Annotated in this window: 18 protein-coding genes and 1 pseudogene; 9 read left to right on the top strand and 10 right to left on the bottom strand. The window is 29.8% G+C overall.

All coding sequences use genetic code 11. From position 1 onward, the window contains the following. Nucleotides 1–96 precede the first annotated feature (96 nt). The 4 genes and pseudogenes from tnpA (at nucleotide 97) to A8C32_RS14745 (ending at nucleotide 4,348) form a co-directional block, all read left to right on the top strand. A pseudogene (gene tnpA / locus A8C32_RS14760) lies at nucleotides 97–542 on the top strand (IS200/IS605 family transposase). A gap of 228 nt (nucleotides 543–770) precedes the next feature. Further along, nucleotides 771–1,550: a hypothetical protein gene (locus A8C32_RS14755; RefSeq protein WP_069831197.1), complete on the top strand. Its 780-nt coding sequence runs from the start codon at nucleotides 771–773 to the stop codon at nucleotides 1,548–1,550. 84 nt (nucleotides 1,551–1,634) lie between these two features. Then, nucleotides 1,635–2,804, top strand: coding sequence for an IS4 family transposase (locus tag A8C32_RS14750; protein WP_069831196.1), 1,170 nt, complete (start codon nucleotides 1,635–1,637; stop codon nucleotides 2,802–2,804). A gap of 95 nt (nucleotides 2,805–2,899) precedes the next feature. Beyond that, nucleotides 2,900–4,348 (top strand): hypothetical protein, encoded by a 1,449-nt coding sequence (locus A8C32_RS14745; RefSeq protein WP_069831195.1) that lies wholly within the window; start codon nucleotides 2,900–2,902, stop codon nucleotides 4,346–4,348. Between the two features lie 98 nt (nucleotides 4,349–4,446). Here the strand turns inward: A8C32_RS14745 and dnaN are convergent, their stop codons facing one another. From dnaN to A8C32_RS14715, 6 genes are all read right to left on the bottom strand, one after another. After that, nucleotides 4,447–5,565 carry a DNA polymerase III subunit beta gene (dnaN, locus tag A8C32_RS14740; RefSeq protein WP_069831194.1) on the bottom strand — a complete coding sequence of 373 codons (1,119 nt, stop codon included), beginning with the start codon at nucleotides 5,563–5,565 and terminating at the stop codon, nucleotides 4,447–4,449. A 179-nt stretch (nucleotides 5,566–5,744) separates the two neighbouring features. Then, nucleotides 5,745–7,412 (bottom strand): gliding motility-associated ABC transporter substrate-binding protein GldG, encoded by a 1,668-nt coding sequence (gldG, locus tag A8C32_RS14735; protein WP_083253370.1) that lies wholly within the window; start codon nucleotides 7,410–7,412, stop codon nucleotides 5,745–5,747. Beyond that, entirely contained in the window at nucleotides 7,405–7,890 is a 486-nt protein-coding gene (locus A8C32_RS14730) for a hypothetical protein (RefSeq protein ID WP_069831193.1), read from the bottom strand. The genes gldG and A8C32_RS14730 overlap by 8 nt, the downstream gene beginning before the upstream one ends. Next, nucleotides 7,891–8,607 (bottom strand): gliding motility-associated ABC transporter permease subunit GldF, encoded by a 717-nt coding sequence (gldF, locus tag A8C32_RS14725; protein ID WP_069831192.1) that lies wholly within the window; start codon nucleotides 8,605–8,607, stop codon nucleotides 7,891–7,893. 53 nt (nucleotides 8,608–8,660) lie between these two features. Beyond that, nucleotides 8,661–8,957, bottom strand: a complete 297-nt coding sequence (locus tag A8C32_RS14720; protein WP_069831191.1) for a putative quinol monooxygenase — start codon at nucleotides 8,955–8,957, stop codon at nucleotides 8,661–8,663. A gap of 18 nt (nucleotides 8,958–8,975) precedes the next feature. After that, the gene (locus tag A8C32_RS14715; RefSeq protein ID WP_069831190.1) at nucleotides 8,976–9,869 is read right to left on the bottom strand and encodes an SAM hydrolase/SAM-dependent halogenase family protein; all 894 of its coding nucleotides are present in this window, start codon (nucleotides 9,867–9,869) and stop codon (nucleotides 8,976–8,978) included. 155 nt (nucleotides 9,870–10,024) lie between these two features. On the opposite strand from A8C32_RS14715, the gene A8C32_RS14710 reads away from it, so the two are divergent. The 5 genes from A8C32_RS14710 to A8C32_RS14690 all read left to right on the top strand — a co-directional run bounded on the left by A8C32_RS14710 (nucleotide 10,025) and on the right by A8C32_RS14690 (nucleotide 17,259). Beyond that, nucleotides 10,025–10,978, top strand: coding sequence for a PhoH family protein (locus A8C32_RS14710; protein ID WP_069831189.1), 954 nt, complete (start codon nucleotides 10,025–10,027; stop codon nucleotides 10,976–10,978). A gap of 166 nt (nucleotides 10,979–11,144) precedes the next feature. Then, nucleotides 11,145–12,092 carry a phosphoribosylaminoimidazolesuccinocarboxamide synthase gene (locus A8C32_RS14705; protein WP_069831188.1) on the top strand — a complete coding sequence of 316 codons (948 nt, stop codon included), beginning with the start codon at nucleotides 11,145–11,147 and terminating at the stop codon, nucleotides 12,090–12,092. Between the two features lie 425 nt (nucleotides 12,093–12,517). After that, nucleotides 12,518–13,090: a hypothetical protein gene (locus A8C32_RS14700; RefSeq protein WP_069831187.1), complete on the top strand. Its 573-nt coding sequence runs from the start codon at nucleotides 12,518–12,520 to the stop codon at nucleotides 13,088–13,090. Nucleotides 13,091–13,442: 352 nt separating this feature from the next. Next, nucleotides 13,443–16,502: a sensor histidine kinase gene (locus A8C32_RS14695; RefSeq protein ID WP_205635402.1), complete on the top strand. Its 3,060-nt coding sequence runs from the start codon at nucleotides 13,443–13,445 to the stop codon at nucleotides 16,500–16,502. Nucleotides 16,503–16,509: 7 nt separating this feature from the next. After that, complete coding sequence (locus A8C32_RS14690) at nucleotides 16,510–17,259, top strand: LytR/AlgR family response regulator transcription factor (protein ID WP_069831185.1); 750 nt, start codon at nucleotides 16,510–16,512, stop codon at nucleotides 17,257–17,259. Between the two features lie 128 nt (nucleotides 17,260–17,387). Here the strand turns inward: A8C32_RS14690 and A8C32_RS14685 are convergent, their stop codons facing one another. The 4 genes from A8C32_RS14685 to A8C32_RS14670 all read right to left on the bottom strand — a co-directional run bounded on the left by A8C32_RS14685 (nucleotide 17,388) and on the right by A8C32_RS14670 (nucleotide 21,090). After that, nucleotides 17,388–18,281 carry an alpha/beta hydrolase gene (locus tag A8C32_RS14685; protein WP_069831184.1) on the bottom strand — a complete coding sequence of 298 codons (894 nt, stop codon included), beginning with the start codon at nucleotides 18,279–18,281 and terminating at the stop codon, nucleotides 17,388–17,390. Between the two features lie 455 nt (nucleotides 18,282–18,736). Then, nucleotides 18,737–19,522 (bottom strand): carbonic anhydrase, encoded by a 786-nt coding sequence (locus A8C32_RS14680; protein ID WP_069831183.1) that lies wholly within the window; start codon nucleotides 19,520–19,522, stop codon nucleotides 18,737–18,739. 106 nt (nucleotides 19,523–19,628) lie between these two features. Then, nucleotides 19,629–19,997 (bottom strand): TfoX/Sxy family protein, encoded by a 369-nt coding sequence (locus tag A8C32_RS14675; protein WP_069831182.1) that lies wholly within the window; start codon nucleotides 19,995–19,997, stop codon nucleotides 19,629–19,631. A gap of 1 nt (nucleotide 19,998) precedes the next feature. After that, entirely contained in the window at nucleotides 19,999–21,090 is a 1,092-nt protein-coding gene (locus A8C32_RS14670; RefSeq protein ID WP_069831181.1) for a heparan-alpha-glucosaminide N-acetyltransferase domain-containing protein, read from the bottom strand. Nucleotides 21,091–21,275: the final 185 nt, after the last annotated feature.

The raw sequence follows: 21,275 nt of genomic DNA, 5'->3' as shown, positions 1-21,275 counted from the left end.
AATTTTAAGGTTTATTTTGGATTTTTATAATATGTTAATTTCTTAGGGTTTAATTCTCCGATGCTTGCATCGGCCGATTAAAGAATTATTTTGTTTATGTGGAAGAGTGAATATATCCATAAATCTCACAATGTTTCAATTTTGTTTTATCATTTAGTTTTCTCTACAGAATACAGGCGAATTGTTTTTTATAAATTTGTTGATGAAAGTTTGGTTTCCGTTTGTGAATCTATACCTATGTGTTATGAGGTTCATTTTTTAGAAATTGGGACGGACAAAAATCATATTCACTTTTTAGTTCAATCAGTTCCAAGTAAAGTGTAAGTTCATTGCTTAAAATGATAAAAAGTATAACAGCAAGAGAAACTATTCAAGCTTCATCCAGAAGTAGAAGTAAAGAAAATATTATGGGAGGTTCTTTTTTGTCAAGTGGGTATTTTGTGAATACAGTTAGTAAGTTTGGAGGTGAAAATAGCATCTCAAAGTATGTTCGAGATCAAGGATTGGATAAGGAATATTATATTTTACATAAGTTAAGGTAGTTAGTATTGTTTTAGTTCAGATACCCGTATGCTTGCATCGGGGTTATTCATTAAAAAAGGAAAAACACTTGAATGAAAACAGGAAAAACATGCTATTATAATGGATGTAAAGGTTGTATGATTTTGTTTATTAGTGATTTAGTTTTGTTTTTAAACATCATGAAGTTCAAAATATTTGTGTTTGATTTTTATGAAAGGTTGTCTATTAATCAATAAAATTTCAAAACTATGTCAATTAAAAGAGAGGATGGAAACTTTAGGGTTTCTATTAAATTTAGTAAAAAAACTTCAGAATCCATGGAGTTAAAGGCTTTTCTGTTTAGCAGAAAGAAGAAGCTAATAGAAAGTGTGATTGTTAAAAATGATGAAGCAGTTTTTAAGACAAAAGTTAAAAAAACAAGTGATGTTATTTTGTTAGTAGTACCTAATAAAAAGGGAGTTGAACGCGTAACGGATTATCGAGTACTAGTATCGAAATATAAGGCATATAAACCAATTATTAAATTAAATGATAAGAGGAAATTTGAAATATTGCCTATTCCCGAAAAATTCCTCCCTTTATGGTTTATTAGAAAATGTAGAGTTGTTGGTAATGTTTCTAAGTCTTTTAATATTAATAACTTTATAGAAAGGAGAGGCTTATGTAATATGAGAATTCATATTTGTGAAGTAGATAAAATTCATTGGCTAATTCCTAGAATTCCTGACGATATTTTTATTAAAATACCAGATTTAGTTTTTAATCCAGAAATCCCAATTCCAGTACCGAGTTTACCAGATCCACCAATACCACCTTTACCAGATCCGCAACGGTTTAGAAATTTTAGAGATATTGACAATATATTTTCTGCGACAAGTTTTTTGCGACCAGATCTTAACATGTCTTCAGTAGATAGAGAAATTGGACTGTCCAATATTATTCAACCGATTTTAACAAATGACAATATAGTAAGAACTCTTAAAAGTAAAAATCCAGGTTTAATTAAAAATATGATAATCAATAAATAGCGTCCTAAACGTTTAAAAAAAGAGAAAGGGAAATTTGTTCCTCAAAGTTACCTTTGTGGTGGAACACAAAAAAACCTTTCTCCGATGCTAAATATAACTTTGTTTTCTCAAATAATCAGTAAACTAGATAAATCAAGATTCAAAAAACTAGTTAATTCTCACCAAAGTGATAAACATCAAAAAGGTTTTACTAGCTGGTCTCACTTGGTTTCAATGTTGTTTTGTCAATTTGCTAATAGCCAATCTGTACGTGATATAAGTAATGGTTTACGCTCAGCAACAGGTAATCTGAATCATTTAGGTATGCTCAAAGCCCCATCAAAATCTACTTTGAGCTATCAGAATAAAAACAGGAGTTGGGAACTTTTTAGAGATTACTACTATGTGCTTTTGAAAAGTCTAGGACAGCAGGCTCAAATGAATCGGACTAAATTTAAAATAAAATCAAAGATTTTCTTGTTGGATGCTACTACGATAAGCCTATGTTTAAGCTTATTTGATTGGGCAAAATATAAAACCAAAAAAGGAGCGGTAAAAATGCATACTTTGCTTGATTATGATGGGCATTTACCCGCTTATGTAAATATAACGGATGGAAAAACAGCTGATAATAAGGGGGCACACGATATTCCACTTTTAAAAGGAAGTGTTATTGTAGCCGATAGGTTTTATAATGATTTTACGCTGTTGAATGTTTGGGACAGCAGCGGTGTTTATTTTGTGGTTAGGCATAAAAGCAACATAAAATTCAAGACCATCAAAGAACTAGAATTACCAGAAAATAGACATGGGCACGTCCTAAAAGACGAGATAATTGAGCTTACTGGTAACAAAACCAAAGAAAAATATCCAAGAAAACTTCGAAGAGTAGCCTTGTGGGACGATAAAAACCAGCAAACCATTGAAGTCATAACCAATCAAATGTTTTGGACAGCAAACACTATAACCGAACTCTACAAAGCTAGATGGGAGGTGGAAATATTTTTTAGAGATATAAAGCAACAACTACACATTAAATCTTTCATTGGAACTACACAAAATGCCGTGATGATACAAATTTGGACTGCTCTGATCACAATTCTTATCTTAAAAGCGTTGAAAACACAAGCGAAATACCCCTGGTATCTGTCTAATTTAGTAGCATTTATAAGACTTAACCTTTTTGTAAAAGTTGACCTGCACAAATGGCTCGACAATCCGTTTCTAAAAAAGCAACCTCCTCCAAATAAATATATACAAGGAGTTCTTTTTTGAAATTTTAATTAAATTTAGTCTTAGACCTGTAAAATGGGTAGATTTATTATGCAGTAAATTTATTTAGGACAGGATTGATAATCAATAATTTTAATTTGTTTCATCCTATTTTCTGTTATATTCCTTGGTTATGGTCTTATTTTTATAGATGCGATGAGTCAGCTGTAGTTTATACAGATAGCAATGGAGATTTTGATACAGAAATTTACTACTCTCTTTTTGGAGATCACCCAGATTTGTATTTTTGGGTTGAAGCTTTTATAGATGACGAATGGAAGACTGTTTATAAGCCATCTATTCCATGTCATACTTATTGGAACTATCCTTGTGGAACAGAGGTTAATATAAATATAACAGACCCTAGAGTAAGGTGGGAGTGTACAGAAGGCATAGACGGTAAAATTATATGGATAAAAACTATAAATACAGGAACAAGTGTATCACATATACAACAAAATAATATTACTGGTGTACCTATACAAGGTCGATTACTAAATAGACAAGGGTTAACGGATAAGCATGAGAACTCAGGTAATTATAGAAGACCTTTTGGTAGCGGGTTATCTTTTGTAGTTCAATTTAGTAGTGAATTACCTAGTAATAAATATACATATTATCGTTGGTCGTACAGAAAACTTAAAAATGCAGATTTATCTAATGCTTCAGGAGATATTGAAGAAATAGGGAATTTAGTACAAAAACGTTATTCATATATATATGTAGATTCAGACGGGCATTTCCATTTTAATTATAATAAAGTAAAGTTAGGTCCTTTTGATAAGGGTGCAGAAACAGGGCTTTATTTAATTCCAACAGAATCACCAAAAGAAGCTCCTTTTAATGCATTGGAGTTAGATGCAGATTGGGATAGAAATACTAGAACTATTTCTTTTGATTCTTCTTTAGATGGAGATGGGTTATATGAGTTTATTTTAGAGCTTTTTGATAGTAACGGTAATAAAGTTACAGATATTCCTAATGAGATTTTTCAAATGCCACATTTTAATACATTTACGCCTTCAATAAATGCACCATCTGTGAATTTAAGAAGTAGCGGTATAAATACTTGTAATGCTTTTAAAATGGTAATGCGAATAGATAATAGTATTACCAAAGCAGAAATTTCTAAAATAAATGTTGATGATGCTGAAGTTAATCCAACATGTTGTGGTTTTGTTCCTTACAAGAATAACTCTAAAATAGAGGTGACTTTTAGAGCTTATCATCCTCAAAATTTTGCAGATTTAAGTTTTAGAATAAAAAAAGGAACCTGTAATGATGCGGTTCAAGTTAATAAAACCAATGCTAAAGGTATGGTGATTGGAGATGCTATAACAAATGATGGAATTGGTTATGTTCGAAATGGTTTTAGTGAATATTCTAGAACCTTTACACCTGCAGATTTATTGGGTATTTGTACTAGTGAAGGACAGGCAGCTTTTGCAGAACATTTATATGTGAATGCCTTGGCTACAAATGGAAATCAAGAAATAAATGCTTATGATTCTTCCAAATTAGTGGCATTTGCTTTAGAACCTGAATAGTTTAGTGTTTTTAGTTAGTTTGTAAAAGTGAAAGAGGTTATCTTAAAAAATCAAGATAACCTCTTTTTATACATTCTAATTCTTGTTTTTACAAGAATTTACGAATTTAACATTACAGGCATAACAAGCATGGTTATTTGTTCGCCTTCATCAAGACCATCAATAGGCGTTAAAATACCAGCTCTGTTAGGCATACTCATTTCTAATTGTACTTGATCTGCATTTAAATTATTTAACATTTCGGTTAAAAAGCGTGAGTTAAAACCAATTTGCATATCATCACCTTGGTAATCACAAGTTAAACGCTCTTCTGCTTTATTGCTATAATCGATATCTTCTGCAGAGATATTAAGTTCTGCTCCTGCAACTTTTAAACGTATTTGGTGCGTTGTTTTGTTAGAGAAAATACTAACACGACGTACAGAGTTTAAAAACTGATTTCTTTCAATAACTAATTTATTAGGATTCTCCTTTGGAATTACTGCTTCATAGTTTGGATACTTTCCATCAATTAAGCGACAAATCAATTCTGAATTTTCAAAAGTAAATTTGGCATTAGATTCATTATATTCTATAGAAACTTCATCTTCACTAGCAGCTAAAATACCTTTTAAAAGATTTAAAGGTTTTTTAGGCATAATAAATTCTGCTACTTGGTTTGCTTTTATGTCTTCTCGAGTATATTTTACAAGTTTATGAGCATCTGTAGCAACAAAAGTTAAGCCTTCAGTTGAAAACTGAAAAAATACACCACTCATTACAGGACGTAAATCATCATTACCTGCAGCAAAAATGGTTTTACTTATTGCAGTAGCAAGTACATCTCCCGTAACAACAGTTTTACTAGGGTCTTCAAGAGCTACAGCTTTAGGAAATTCATTTCCGTCTGCATAAGCCAAAGCATATTTACCATGATTAGAGCTAATTTCTACTGTATTATTCTCTTCAACAATAAATGTTAAAGGTTGCTCTGGAAATGTTTTTAAAGTATCTAATAACAAACGAGCGGGTATAGCAACACTTCCTTTAGAATCACTTTCCACATCTAATTTTGAGGCCATAGTGGTCTCTAAATCGCTAGCTGAAACTGTTAGTTGAGTATGGTCTAACTCAAATAAAAAATTATCTAAAATAGGTAAGGTATTTGAGTTATTAATAACACCACCTAAAACTTGTAATTGTTTTAATAAATAAGTACTGGATACTATAAATTTCATCTGCTAACTTTAATTTTGTAAAGGTCAAACTTTACTTGTGCTGCGCACAAGCTATAATAACTAATTAGGGTAAAATGTACTTAAGCTATGTATATTACATATAAATGACTTAAGCTATAATTATACTTCTTACAAATATATTCTAAAGAGTCTATATTATGAAACAAACTTATTAACATTTAAGAGGTGTATTTTTTCTTTCTAAAATAGTAAAAACCAAAACCGAAAAATGTTAGTAAAACGATTGGGAATAGGATGTTTACAAGTCGCCACTTATTTTTTTGGACTGTTATTTTTTGATGATCAAGGAATGCAACCACTATTTCTTTAGATCGAATGTTTATAAGTCCGTTATCATCTAATAAATAATTAACGGCATTTAATAAAAATTCTTTATTTCCGTAAGTTTTTCCTGTCCACTTGTCAAACCCTAATTCTTGGGGAACATTTCTAGCCACATCATTTTTAATAACATCACCATCAGCAATAATAATCATTTTCGTAGGTGTACTTTTATTTTTTTCATTTAAAAGTTTAAAAGGCTTTATTCTATTACTGTATACCGAAGTAAATTCGCCTTCTAACAAGACTGCAAGAGCTTGGTTACCTTTATTAAAGGTTTCAGGGCTAGCTTCTTTAGTAACGACATTTAAGCTTATTTCTCTTGGAGTGCCTTCAAGTCTTGTTAGCAGAGCCGATTCTAAAAGAATTGTTTTTTTTATAGCGCTTTTAAGAGTATCAATTTGATTTGCAAAATCAAACTTTACTAAATTCAAATTATTTATAATAGGGTGATTGCTATTTGATCCAGCTAAAGGTGAATATGGCCATTTTAGGTGCTGAAATTGAGATTCACTACCACTGCCCATAGCTAGAGTTATAGGCGCAGAATAAAGTGAACTTATTATAACAGGATTTATACGTGCTCCATATTTAAAAAAGAAATCTGTTAAATTTAAATTTCTGGTAATTGCAAAATTCTTACCGTTATCATTATATAGACTATCTTTTTCCATAGCTACAGCATCGATTAACCAGAGACTCTTACCTCCATTCATAGTGAATTGGTCTAATACTAATTTTTCTTCTTCGGTAAAAGCCTCAGTAGGTTTGGCAGATATTATTAAATCAAAAGCATTTATATCGTCAAGGGTTTTTTGTGCATTTTTAGCAACACTATCTAATGTAAAAGGAGCTATAAAATAATATTCACCTAGTTTTTTTGCAAAGTCAGCAATATATTTGTCTTCGAGTTGGGCATTACCCTTTAAAATAGCAATTTTACGCCGTTTAGGTTTAGTTAGTTTGCTAAAACCATCTGCAAAAGCGTATTCTAAATGTTGAACAGAATTGCTAACAAGTTCTTGTTGTGTAGCTCCTATTTTATTTTTTACTAAAGGAATAATAACGGTTTGTTCATTATGACTAGCTAAAGCCCAAGGAAAAATAATAGCTTGCGTAGCCTTTCCATTTTCTTTAATACTTAATTGCATAGGTGTTAAGCCACGTTGAGTAAGTTGTTGAATATTACGTTCTCGAGTAGTTTCATCTTCTAAAGGGTTGATGAAATTGAAAATAATATTATTGTTTTTTGTAGCAAACTCCTCAAGTAATTGTTTGGTTTCTTTTTGAAGTCGCCTAAATTCCGAAGGAAAATCTTCACCTTCTAAAAAGATGTCTACAATAATGGGCGATTCAATATTTTCAATAATACTAATAGCAGACTCACTTAAAGTATAGCGTTGGTCTACAGTTAAATCAAAACGATTATAAATTAGACTACTTGTATAATTAACAACAATTAAGGTAGTTACTAGTATTAATATATGTTTTAAGTTCTTATTCAAAGGTCTTTTTTAATTGATATTGTTTAATGTTTTTAACGATATTATTACTGAATACTAATTCAAAACATTCCTGTTTGTCATTAAAAGCACCAGGTTTAAAGCCTAAATTATAATTCCACATATCAGGTGAATTTGCTTTTATAGAATCATCCCAACCATACCATTCGCTTTTACCTAAAATATGTTCTATTTCTTTTTTTGTTTTTCCTATTAATAAATTTTTATTAACAATTTCTTTTTGCATCTCAAAGCGTAAAGAAGGTTTGTCTTGCCAAGCTTTGGAATCAAAATGTTTTTCATGATGGTAACTACTAAATATATTAAGTATAGGATAAAATAAATAAAAATATGCAATAGGTGTTAATACCAGGCTTATTAAAAAAGTAAGCCATTTACGTTTATCTATAGTATTTATAAATAACCAAACAAGTATGAAAACAATAATTAAAAGAGTAATGAATAGGGGAGTTGGAATCATTTATTTCGCTTTGCTAATATTTAGTTTTGCAATCATTAAAAAGCATATAGTAATACTTAAAAAATATATAATATCTCGTGTATCTAAAACACCATGACTCATACTTTTATAATGCGCACTCATGCCTAGTTGTTCTATAAAGTTATTTGATATGGAATTTGGAAGACTTTCAAAACCTATGTAAAGTAAAAAGCAAATAAAAATAGCAATAATAAAGGCTACAATTTGATTGTCAGATAAAGTAGAAGCAAAAATTCCAATAGCAGTATATGCTGCAATTAGAAAAAGTAAACCTAAGTATGAGCCAAGAGTACTACCAATATCTAAATTACCAACAGGGTTTCCTAATTGGTAAACTGTATAGACATAAAGTAAGGTAGGCAATAGTGCTATTAAAATGAGTATAAAAGCTCCAAAATATTTACCTAAAACGATCTTTGTATGTGATATAGGTTTAGTAAGTAGTAGCTCTAGAGTACCTTGTTTTTTCTCATCAGAAAAGCTACGCATAGTTACCGCTGGAATTAAGAAAATTAAAATCCAAGGAGTTAATAAAAAGAATGCAGATAAATCTGCAAACCCATAGTCTAAAATATTAAATTCACCTTTAAATAACCATAAGAATAGCCCATTTAATGCTAAAAAAATGGCAATAACTAAATAACCTATAGGTGATGCAAAAAACGAGTTTATTTCTTTTTTTAAAATTGCTAGCATTTAATTCTTTTTAGCTACTAATGTTTTATTGTAATTCAAAAAATTGTTAATTATCATTCCAAAGTTGTCATTTTATCCACACTCCAAGCTTCTGCAGGCATGCTAAAAAGAGGTTTGGTTTTAGACCAAATATCGATAAATAAATCTGATTTTCGATAACTTTCTAAATCTTCTTCAGACTTCCAATGACTATAAGTGAAAAATACAGTCGGATTATTTTTATCTCTATATAATTCTAAAAAAATACAACCGTTAAAATTTCTAATATATTGTTTGTTATCATTAAAAGTTGATAGAAAAGTTTCAATATTCCGTTTATAAAACCCCATTTTAACTATTCTAACTAGCATAAATTGTTCTTTTTTATATTAGTAATCATTAATGTTAGTCATGTTATGTAAAACATCTTTCCCTTGTGGAGTAATTGTGGCTGGTATAAAATTAACACTAATAGTATCCATTAATCTAAGTCCTAAAAGTGTAGATGCACTACCCACTGTAGCACTATTACTTTTATAAACTGCAATTTCTAAAAAATCACCAGAATTAAAAACCACTAATTTTCTGCCCTCGTCATGCCGCTTATTTTCGGGAATTTCAAAATTAACAATATCACTATATTTTTGATGTATTTTTTTAAAAGTATAATTACGTGCCGAAATTTCAAAATTACGCCCCTTCTGTATGGTCTCAAAAAAGTTACGCTTAATATTTGTAACCACATTACCATAATTATCAATATAAATAACACTACCAACAATTAAAGTTTTATCATCATTTACATATGGTGCAATGTTTTTAATAGGTTTTATTTCAGGAATATTTTTTCCAATTACCTCTAAAGTACCACCACGAGCAATATGGCAAGCGGCTTTTACAAACACATCTAGAACAGGAAAGCTTGTTTGTATCTTATCGTGTATATTAATTTCAACAATCTTTTCAGGAGCAATTTCAGAGCAAATCATACTCATAATACCATTGTTGGCACAAATAAAATAATGATCGTCAAGTTTTATCGCAATATGTTGGTTTTCAGGATTTATTTCAGAATCAATACCAATAATATGAATAGTTCCTTTTGGAAAACTATTGTAAGCATTTTGGATTATATAAGCCGCTTCAGGAATATTAAAAGGCGATACAGAATGTGAGATATCAACAATTTTAACATTAGGTAACTCACTGTAAATCGCTCCTTTTGTAGCGCCAGCAAAGTAATCCTTTTCACCAAAATCGGTAGTTAATGTTATGATCGCCATTGGCAAATTGTTGATATGTTTTTAGCGTTAGGTCACTCAAATTTATGTATTTTTGAGTTCTATAAGCTATTTTGCAAAATTAATAAATCATTTTGTCTGAGTAAACATTATTTTCATTTATATCATGACGAAATTCTAAAATTAAATATACGCCTTTGAACGAAATTATCATCGAACTTGAAGCCATCACTCCAAAAGAGTTTTTTGGAGCTCAAAACGCTAATATAGAACTTTTAAAAAAGTATTTTCCAAAACTAAAAATAGTCGCTAGGGGAAATAAGATAAAAGCTTTTGGAGATGAAGAATTATTAGAAGAATTTGATCGCAGAATAAATATGCTATTAAAACATTTCGTAAAGTATAATAAACTTGATGAAAATGTTATAGAACGTGTGTTAACGAGTCAGAGTAGCGATGATTATACAACCTCTAAACAAAGTGGGGAAGTTATTGTACATGGTGTAGGTGGTAAGTTAATAAAAGCACAAACAGCAAACCAACGCAAAATGGTTGAGCTCATGCGTAAAAATGATATGGTTTTTGCTATAGGACCAGCAGGTACAGGAAAAACCTATACTGGTGTTGCATTGGCGGTACAGGCATTAAAAAATAAAGAAGTTAAGCGTATTATCTTAACAAGACCAGCAGTAGAAGCAGGGGAGAACCTAGGTTTTTTACCTGGAGATTTACAAGAAAAATTAGATCCATACATGCAACCGTTATACGATGCGTTACGAGATATGATAGCTCCTGAAAAATTAGCACATTATATCGAAAACGGTACGATACAAATAGCACCACTAGCCTTTATGCGTGGACGTACGTTAGATAATGCTTTTGTTATTTTAGATGAAGGGCAAAATACAACACATTCACAAATGAAAATGTTTTTAACCCGTATGGGGAAAAACGCAAAATTTTTATTAACAGGTGATCCTGGACAAATAGATTTACCACGTAGAACAATATCAGGATTAAAAGAAGCTTTGTTAATTTTAAAAAGCGTAGAAGGTGTGGGTATGATATTTTTAGACGACAAAGATGTAATTCGTCATAAACTCGTTAAAAAAGTAATTGAAGCATATAAAAATATAGAAAACGCCGATTAAATTTTTTGGAAGCCATTTCCAGCTTTCCACTATATCTTTTTTTGCTTTTAATGGCAAAAAAAGGATGTCGCTTCAATCTGGGCTAAGCATAAATTAGTGAACAGTATTAGTTTACAATCATAGAAACAATATATAAACAAACCAACTCATAAACAGTAAAACAAAAATGAGTAATACCATAATAGACACAAATTTCGATTTTCCTGAACAAAAAAATGTGTACAAAGGAAAAGTAAGAGAGGTATATAACATTAATGATGAGCAATTAGTTATGATTGCTACAGATAGATTATCGGCATTCGACGTTGTTATGCCAAAGGGTATACCATATAAAGGACAAATATTAAATCAGATAGCCACTAAAATGATGGCTGCTACAGAAGATATAGTACCAAACTGGTTAACAGCAACACCAGATCCAAATGTAGCAGTTGGGCATTTATGTGAACCCTTTAAAGTAGAAATGGTAATTCGCGGGTACATGTCTGGTCATGCGGCACGTGAGTATAAAGCAGGAAAGCGTATGCTTTGTGGAGTGCCAATGCCAGAAGGGATGAAAGAAAATGATAAGTTCCCAGAACCTATTATTACACCAGCAACAAAAGCAGAAATGGGAGATCATGACGAGGATATTTCTCGTGAAGATATATTAGCAAAAAGTATTGTTAGTGAAGCAGATTATTTAATTTTAGAGGATTATACACGTAAATTATTTCAAAGAGGAACAGAAATAGCAGCTTCCAGAGATTTAATTTTGGTAGATACTAAATATGAATTTGGAAAAACTAAAGATGGAAAAATTGTATTGATAGATGAAATACATACACCAGATTCCTCACGCTATTTTTATGCTGAAGGTTATCAAGACCGCCAAGACAAAGGCGAATTGCAAAAGCAATTATCGAAAGAGTTTGTACGCCAATGGTTAATATCTAATAACTTTCAAGGTTTAGAAGGGCAAACAGTACCGTTTATGAGTGATGAGTATATTGAAACGGTTTCAGAACGTTATATAGAACTTTACGAAAACATTACAGGCGAAACTTTTAAAAAAGCAGATGTTTCTAATATTCAAGAACGTATTGAGAAAAACGTTTTGAAGTACTTAAAGTAATACAGAAATAATTAGAGTAATTTAAATATTAAACTTCGCAGCCATTTATAAAAATGGCTGCGATTAGTTTTTACTAAAACAAATATAATTTGGTATTATACCTTATGGCTAAATATACATTATAAAGAAGAGGAATGTTGTTTATACAAATAGTATAAATACTTAAAAATGATCGTTTTTAGGTAATGAACTCATCTTGACTTTTTCTATTTTCTAAAAAATGTCCAAAATTCTCTCATATTTTAGGTTGTAGTTGTTATTAATTTTGAATTTCTCTTTTTTATAAGGTAATTCATAATTCATAATATGATTTTACATAAAAACGAATTCTAATTGAATCATGACGAATACTAAAACAGTATCTTTTTATAGAGATTAAGAGGCTAGTTTTGTAATCAAATAACAAACCTCAAAAATAAACCGTCATGAAAAAAAGTATCTTAATCATTGTTTTATTTCTAAGTTTTAAATTTATTAATGCTCAACAAAGTTTTACTAAAACAGAAAATTTTTTAATAACTACTGAAATTAAAGATAAGACTAAACTACACGCTCCTTTTGTTGTTAATTTAGTTCATGCGGAAGATCAATCAAAAAAGATATCAACTTTTAAGATTGAAGATACAGAACTTTTTGAAGACATTTTTGTAACGACTTTGAAGAACCCAGGATTAGTTGGTGTTTCCGAGGTAATTAAAATGGAAATAGAATATTTAGGATGTTGTGCACATGTAGAGGCATACTACTATATGGTTAAAGACGATAATACAATTGTTCCACTTCCTCGGATTAAGAATGTGTATTGTGAAAACTCAGACAGAGATTTTCAATACATTTTTCCAAATCAAGAATTTGGAGTAAAAGGAAATATTCTGGAGACGCAAACATTTTATAAAGAAATGTTGAAGGATGTTAAATATGTAAATTCAATGAAAAGCTTTGTCTGGAATGGAGGTATTGTTCTAGATTCAAATATAACAGCTATTGCAAGTAATTAATTAATTCCAATTACACCTTAAATAAACAAAATGAAAAGAGAGCATTTCTGTTTATTGTAACGATCCGCTCTAACGGGCGGAACCGTTTTTAATTAGCCCCAATTTAACCTTAATATAAACAAAATGAAAAAGAGAGAATTTTTGTTTGTTGTAACGATCCGCTCTAACGAGCGGTATCGTTTAAATTAGCCCCAATTTAACCTTAATATAAACAAAATGAAAAAGAGAGAATTTTTGTTTGTTATAACGACCCGCTCTAACAGGCGGTGTCGTTTTTTTATATTTATGTTAGTTATGTCTTTTTATCAAAAATCAGTTTGATTATATTTGTCATCAACCAGATGTATTTCTTGTGAACCTACTCCAAACGATTTCCTTCCATATTATTTTTTTGATATTTAGCTTTATCGGAATATTATCAGCACAAAATAACCAACTCCGGGCATATACTTTAGAAGATGGATTATCGCAATCCCAAGTTTACGATATTGTACAAGATGATATAGGGTATTTGTGGTTAGGTACCCAAGGTGGTGGGCTTTGTAGATTTGATGGAGAAGAATTTAAAATATGGAATGAAAATGATGGATTGCAATCCAATTATATTCACTCGCTAAAATTTGTAAATGATAGTCTTTTTATTGGTACAAAAAATGGACTTAGTATTAAGTGCAAAAATAAGTTTACTAATCTCAAAGGGTACCGTATTAACAAAATTTGTAGATTAAAAAATAAGACCTATTTAGCGACTAATATAGGTGTTTATGAATATCGAAAAAATCTTGGATTATTAAAAATAAACCTCAACTTAAAAATCAATACCAGTATTATTAACGATATTGTGTTTGATGGAAAGTTGTTTTGGATAGCTACAGATAGTGGTCTTTGGAAATTAAATGAAATAAAAAAGGGTGCTAAGATTATGGAGCGGCATAGTGCATATAATTTTACTGCTGCAATCTTTTACAATGATAAGGTTTTTGCTTCAGCATTTAATCAAGGAATTTTAGTTTTAAATACTAATGCAAAAACTTACGGGAATAGATGGATACCAAAACCTGTTAGAGTAACCAGTATTTCTGTACATAATCATAATGAATTATGGTTTTCCACAGATAATGATGGGGTAACAATAATAGATCCAGAAAAACATATAGAAAAAAAGAAAATTAATAGAAAAAATGGTTTGTCGGTTTCACATACGAGAAAAAGTATTTTGGATCGACAATCTAATATTTGGATAGCTACTTCTGGAGGAGGATTTTATAAATATTTTCAAAATAACTTTACACATTATAATCGAAATACAGGATTAAAAGGAAATCGTGTATATGCTGTGCATACTTCAAAAAATGGTATATGGGCATCTAATTCTGAGGCAGGTTTGGTACAAATCGATTCTTTAGGAGTTCATAATATTCCACAAGAAGAAGAACTTTATGATGTGAAAATTAAGACTATTACAAGTGATATTTCAGGAAATATTTGGGCAGGAACAGAGGGTAAAGGTGTACTTTTTAAAGAAATAAGTCAAGTAGATAGTATTGCTATAGATACCATACAATATAAAAAGAAACATAAAGAACTTATTGTAGCAGTAGATACAATTACGAAAACGGTTATTAAAAATCATATTATTGATACAGATAAAGGTTTGCCGTCGAACTGGATACGATCTGTAGAAATCTCAGGTAATACTATTTGGGTAGCATCATATTCTTCTGGGATTTCAAAGTTTAGATATAATTTTAAAAAGGAACGTTTAGTTTCTTTAAAGACTTTTGGAAGAAATAATGGTATTAAAGATTTGCAAATCAAGGATATGAAACAAGATTCTATTGGTCGAATTTGGTATGCTACCCAAAACGGGCATCTAGGTTATATTGAAAAAAACAAAGTAACCCATTTAGGAGATGTTTTAAAACAAGCAACAGCTATAAGTGTTTTACTTTTTCATAAAAATATTCTTTATATAGGTACAGCAGGAGGAGGTATATGGTGGTCGCATATTGACGGAGCCATTTCATTTAAAAAATTAAAAGGAAAAAAAGAGCCGTATTCTGATAATATTTACCAAATGATATTTGATGATAAAGAAAATCTTTGGGCTGGTAGTGAACGTGGAGTAGATAGAATAGAGTTAAATCAATCAAATGATATAGTAGATGTTTTTCATTTTGGGAGAAATGATGGTTTTTTAGGTATAGAAACCTGTCTTAATGCTGTTACCAAAGATGAACAAGGTAATTTATGGTTTGGTGCGATATATGGATTAACGAAATATGAACCCTCTGGAACAACTAAAGCGACTATTAAACCTAGTGTACATTTTGAAGAAGTAGAAGTTGCTTACCGTAGTATTGATTCTATACGTTTAAGCTCTTGGGCAAATAGCAAGAATATTTTAAAATTAAACCCAAGCCAAACAGAGTTATCTTTTAGTTTTAAAACAATAGATCTAGATCACCCCAATGATGTAGAATACAGGTGGCGATTAAATACCTCCGAATGGAGTCCATGGTCTTCAGATTATAGACAGAACCTAGCAGGATTGGCCTACGGATCTCATGTGTTTTCTGCACAATCAAGAAACTATAGATGGGAAGTAAGTGAACCCATTTCTTTTCAGTTTTTTATAGATAGTCCTATTTACGAAAAAGGATGGTTTCAGTTAGCTATATTAGTTCTGATAATTCTATTAATAGTAGGGTATACGATGACCTATGTTAGAAGAATTAAACAAAAAAACAAAGAAGAACGCAATCGCTTACAGATGCAAAATCATTTACTTTCTTTAGAGCAAAAAGCGTTACGTTTACAAATGAATCCTCATTTTATATTTAATGTTCTTAACGGAATAAAAGCCATGGGTACGAGTAACCCTGACCGTATGAATAATACAATTAATACATTTGCGACTTTATTAAGAGAAACTTTATATAATTCAAGAAAAGATAATATTACGCTTTACCAAGAAATACATACATTAAAGCATTATATCGAGATTGAACAGCTCATGGCTAATAAGCCTTTTACTTATAATATTGAAGTAAATTCCGATTTAGATCCAGAAGAAGTTCTTATTCCTCCTATGTTAATTCAACCTTTTGTAGAGAATGCTGTTAGACATGGTATTTTAAAAGGTAATCGTGATGGAGAATTAAAAATACAATTTCATACTACTGAAGAGTTTTTACATTGTACCGTATTAGATAACGGGCTGGGGATTTTTCAATCTCAAAAAGCTAAAACCAATACAGATCATCAATCTATGGCATTAACTGTAACTAGAGAGAGGCTTGAATCTATTTCAGGAAAAGATTCTTTAGTTATAAAAGAAATTATTGATGATGGAAATACTATAGCAGGAACAGAAATCGCATTTAAAATACCACTAGAAACAGATTATTAAAACTATTATGCTTACAGCTATTATTGTAGAAGATATGCCAGATGCCCTCCAACTTTTGAAAGGGGATTTAAAATCGAATCACCCAGAAATAAAAGTGGTTGATACAGCACAAAGTGTTGTTGAGGCAGCAAAATCATTACGCAATACCGAACCAGATATTCTTTTTTTGGATATTATGCTAGGAGATGGTACTGGTTTTGATATATTAGAAATATTTCCAGATCTAAAATCAAAAATAATTTTTGTTACTGCTAGTGATGAATACGCTATTAGAGCATTTAAATTTGCAGCTATAGATTATGTTTTGAAACCATATTCATATGAAGAGTTAGCTCAAGCTATTACTAAAGCTAAAAAACAGATTCAACCTAATAAAGAACGTCTTAATATCCTTAAGGATACCTTATCTGCACCCGAACATAGACCCGATAAAATATCACTCCATACAATGGATAAAATTATTATTGTAAGTTTAGATGATATTATTCGTTGTGAATCTGACAGTAATAATACGATTTTTTATCTTTTTGATGGACAAAAAATATTTGTGACTAAAACATTAAAATACTTTGCCGATATGCTTAAGAGTTATCAATTTTTACGGGTACACCAGAGCCATTTAGTCAATTTACAATGTATTAGCGCATTTATAAAAACTGACGGCGGATATTTAATGTTAAAAAATGGAGAAAATATACCTGTATCTGTCCGTAAAAAAGTTGAAGTTATGGAGATACTTGATCGTCTTCATCGTTAAATAGAGAGAATGAGGTTATAATTGTGCTTTTGGGATATTGTAATATTTTCATTTTTACTCACATCTTAATATATGGTTGAGTTATTATTTAACAATACTAATGAATGATTTAAATTTTAAATAAAAACCTATTTTAGGTTGAATTTATCGATTGTTTCTTTAAAATTCTGATAAAACATGTAATGAATCGTTTTAATACCAATTTGTTCCATCATTTGTTTAACTTCTCGGTGTTTTAAACCTTCTATACTGGTAAACGAATGGTGAATACCTAATGTTCTAAGATAAGCAGACCAAGCAACATTCGATTCAAAATTCCTGTCTTTTGCGCCTACATAAACATGAAGTTTAATAAGGTTTTCTGGTGTTTTGACATAATTTTTAGCTAAATCCCATGAATTATCTCCAGGTTGAAATTGATCATGATTTTCAGAGTTTTTCTTTTCAGCAAAATGATTTCCAGCGATAGATACACCTACAGAAAATAATTCAGGATATTTAAAAATATATCGAGCAACAGCACGCCCTCCCATACTGTGCCCTTGAATACCTCTGGCAGAACGATCTGGAATGGTTCTGTATGTTTTATCAATATGAGGAATAAGTTCTTCTATAAAGCTAGTTTCTGGGTAAGAATTAAGTTTTGGAAAGTTATAATGGCTTTCATTTTTGCCACCATTATTCCAAACATAAATCATAGGGGTTAATGCATCTATTTCGTTTTTGGGTGTGATATAGTTATGATAACCGTTTCTACTTTCATTACCAGGGTTTCCCCCATGAAAAAAATATATTACTGGGTACTTTCTATTTTTATTTTTTTTATTATAATATCCTTTAGGTAAATAAATATTGTAGCCTATTTTTGTTTTATGAATTTTACTATAATAAGTCTTATGCCATAGGTTTTCTCTTTTATTCTCCTCTGGAATTTTATTTACCCACTTATGCTCTGGAGTTTGGGCATTTATATTAAATAAACTAAATGCAAAAAGAAAGTAGATAATATGTTTTGTTTTCAAAAGAGTGGGTATATATGGCTATCTGTTTAATGACGTTTAAAACGTTAAAAAATAAATGAAGGAATCAAGCCTACAATATTTTTTTCTTACCATAAATATAACACTATTTTATAAATAATATAAAAGCTGGATAATTCAAAAAAACTAATTACTCAATTTCAAAAAGTTAAGTGTTAAAAAAGGGTTACTAGCTGGTCTCATTTAGTTTATATATAGATTATGGAGTAAATACTGTGAAGCTCTTAGGAATACTCAAAAAAAGTACTTTCTAAATCAACTTTAAGTTATTAGAATAATCTTTAAAAACCTTAAAACCCAAATAAAGTATATGTAGTGAATGATTATCACCTCTCTATTGAAACTGATAATTGATTTGGACTAAAAGACATTGTTTAGCCATAAAATAGTCAGATGAAATGTATTAGATGCTTGTTTGAATGATATGTAATGTTTTTTTAATAATTAAAATTAACAACTCTGTTATTTAATGGTTGCTCATTTCTATAATTATTAATAGGCATATTGTTTTTTAGTTTAAGCACTTCTTCTACCGATAAAATAATAGGTTTTTTAAATACAATCCAATTAACATTTTCGGTACATGGTGGTGTGGTTAAAGAACCAGAATAGGAATAATAATTATTAGTGTTTAAAAACAAGCTGGATAAATCTATTTTTTGATGGATATCTTTTTCCGTACCGTTTTTAATAGGAAGAAAGCTTTCGAAAAACTCGAATAATTGGCTTTTGTCTCCCTCTTCACCTAAAATGCCTAACACACTTATTTTTCCTGCTTCATTAATATGTACTAGATGCATTTCTATAGGATAAATAATCCCATTTATTTTATGTTCTGATGGTTCATGAAAATGAATTTGCTTTAAATAATATGTCTCATTTTTATAATTAATGGAATCACCCATCTCAAAATCAAACTGAATGGAATGCCCATTGTTTTCAACTTTACTAATAAGTGTTTTTGGTGAATAAAATATTTTAAGATTATTTTTCGAAGCAATAGAATCTGTATCTTTATTAATAATATTTATAGGGGATTGGCGTTTACCATCGCAGTTAGAATTTTTTTCAATTTCTATCCAATGTTCAGGAGATGTTTCACCAGCATAGCTCCAATGATGTTTATTTTTTGTTTGATTAGAATGTGATGTTTTTTTTGTTTGATTACAAGAGTAAACAACTAATAATAGAGTCCATAAAAGTAGACTAATTTTTGTGTTCATAATATTTAGATTTGCAGGTTAAAATGAGTTAACTACAAAATTAAATATATATTATATGTAAAAACTGACTTTTATCAATTTTTAAACTTTTAGAAAAAGTTCTTTATTATTTCTTTTTTCTAGGCTTACTAGCTTTCGCTAAAGGATTAAAATTTAAACACAAATCTAACCAATAAGATAAATCATTATCAGTATCAAAACCATCTGGAGTTACAAAAATATAACCTCGCATGGGACGTCCTGTAAAATCCATGGGTAAACATTCAGGCTTTTCTAATTTAGCTTCATAAATCGATTCACCTATACGAGCCATTAATAAATTGTTACCGTATTTTTTATCAAGATGAATACCACAAAGCATTTTGTTATTAACCTTAAAACATAGACCTCCCATCATTTTAAGCTCGGTAAATATGGTTTGATTTTCTTTGAGGTTTTGACGTATTCTATCGGCTAAATATTCATCGTATGCCATATTATTGGTTTTTAAATTTGTCTATTGTTTTACGTATTAAATTATAAACAAAAGTGTTAGTTTTTGCATAATGAAATGATATAAAACAAACTATAAGTATAAATAAGAGAGCACCTAAAATAGCTTGGGTTGGATGTAATGATTTCTTGAAATAATAAGCTAAACCGTAACCTGTATAACTACCATAAAGAACTATAAAATGTATAACATAAATGGATAAGGTTTTTTGCCCAATCTTAGTAATTATAGATTTTTTTAAAAATCGTTCTAAACTGTAAAAGCCCCCAAATAAAATTAAGACATCTCCAAATCTAGTAAAAAGATAATTGTAATCAGCGCTTAGTTTTAATAATTCAATATTAGTAACCATACTTAACTCTATAAGTAGATATGACGAATAATGTATAAGACTATAACCAATAATAAAGAAAAATATAACTGTAAATAGTCTAAAACGTTCTCGATGTAGATGTCTAAAAAAAATGGTAGATAGAAAAGCTCCAAATGCGGCATATCCAAACCATGGAAGAATAGTGAAAACAGATCCATTGGTATTGGTTATATAATTTGCGATAAAAAGAGGAACGCCATCTAAAGTTAAATTTCTATACAATGGTTCTGTTATAAAAGAAACAAAGCCTAAAGAAAATAGTACTATAGAGAATAAATAGCTATGTTTTTTTAATATTATATGAAGGCAAACCAATACAATTAGAGATATTCCTATACATTGTAAAACGTCTATAACAAGAAAATAAGAATTAAAATTTCCAAAAATCCAACTAAGAACATTAATACGAAGACTATACCCAATAGCTATTAAAAAGAAACCTCTAAACAATCCTTTTTTTATTCTAGATTTGTCATCTCCTTTGGCATGAGCAAGTAAAAGTAAATAAGCAAAAACTAAACCAGAAATAGTGAAAAAAATAGGAGCAGTAATACCTCTGAAATAAGACCAAATATTATAGATAATATTAGTTTCATCTCTATAAATAGGAGCTAAGAGCGTATTTATAAAATGACCTTGTAACATCATTAAAATAGCAAATGCTCTAACAGCATCTATAAAATATAAGCGATTAGATTGCAAAATAAATTATTTTTAGCCATAAATATACTTTTTAATAATTTAACATATCTTAACTTTTTATAATTCCCATAAAATTATTTTTAATAGTATTTTGTCTTCTCATAGTCTTATAGTCTGATCATGAACTTTAAACGTTTTATTTATATATTGTTTAAATGAAAAAGTATGATATGTACATTGAAGAT

The organism is Flavivirga aquatica, from assembly GCF_001747085.1.
Lineage (GTDB): Bacteria > Bacteroidota > Bacteroidia > Flavobacteriales > Flavobacteriaceae > Algibacter_C > Algibacter_C aquatica.
The sequence above is the reverse complement of the archived record's forward strand: the minus strand, read 5'-3'. Positions and strand labels throughout refer to the sequence as shown.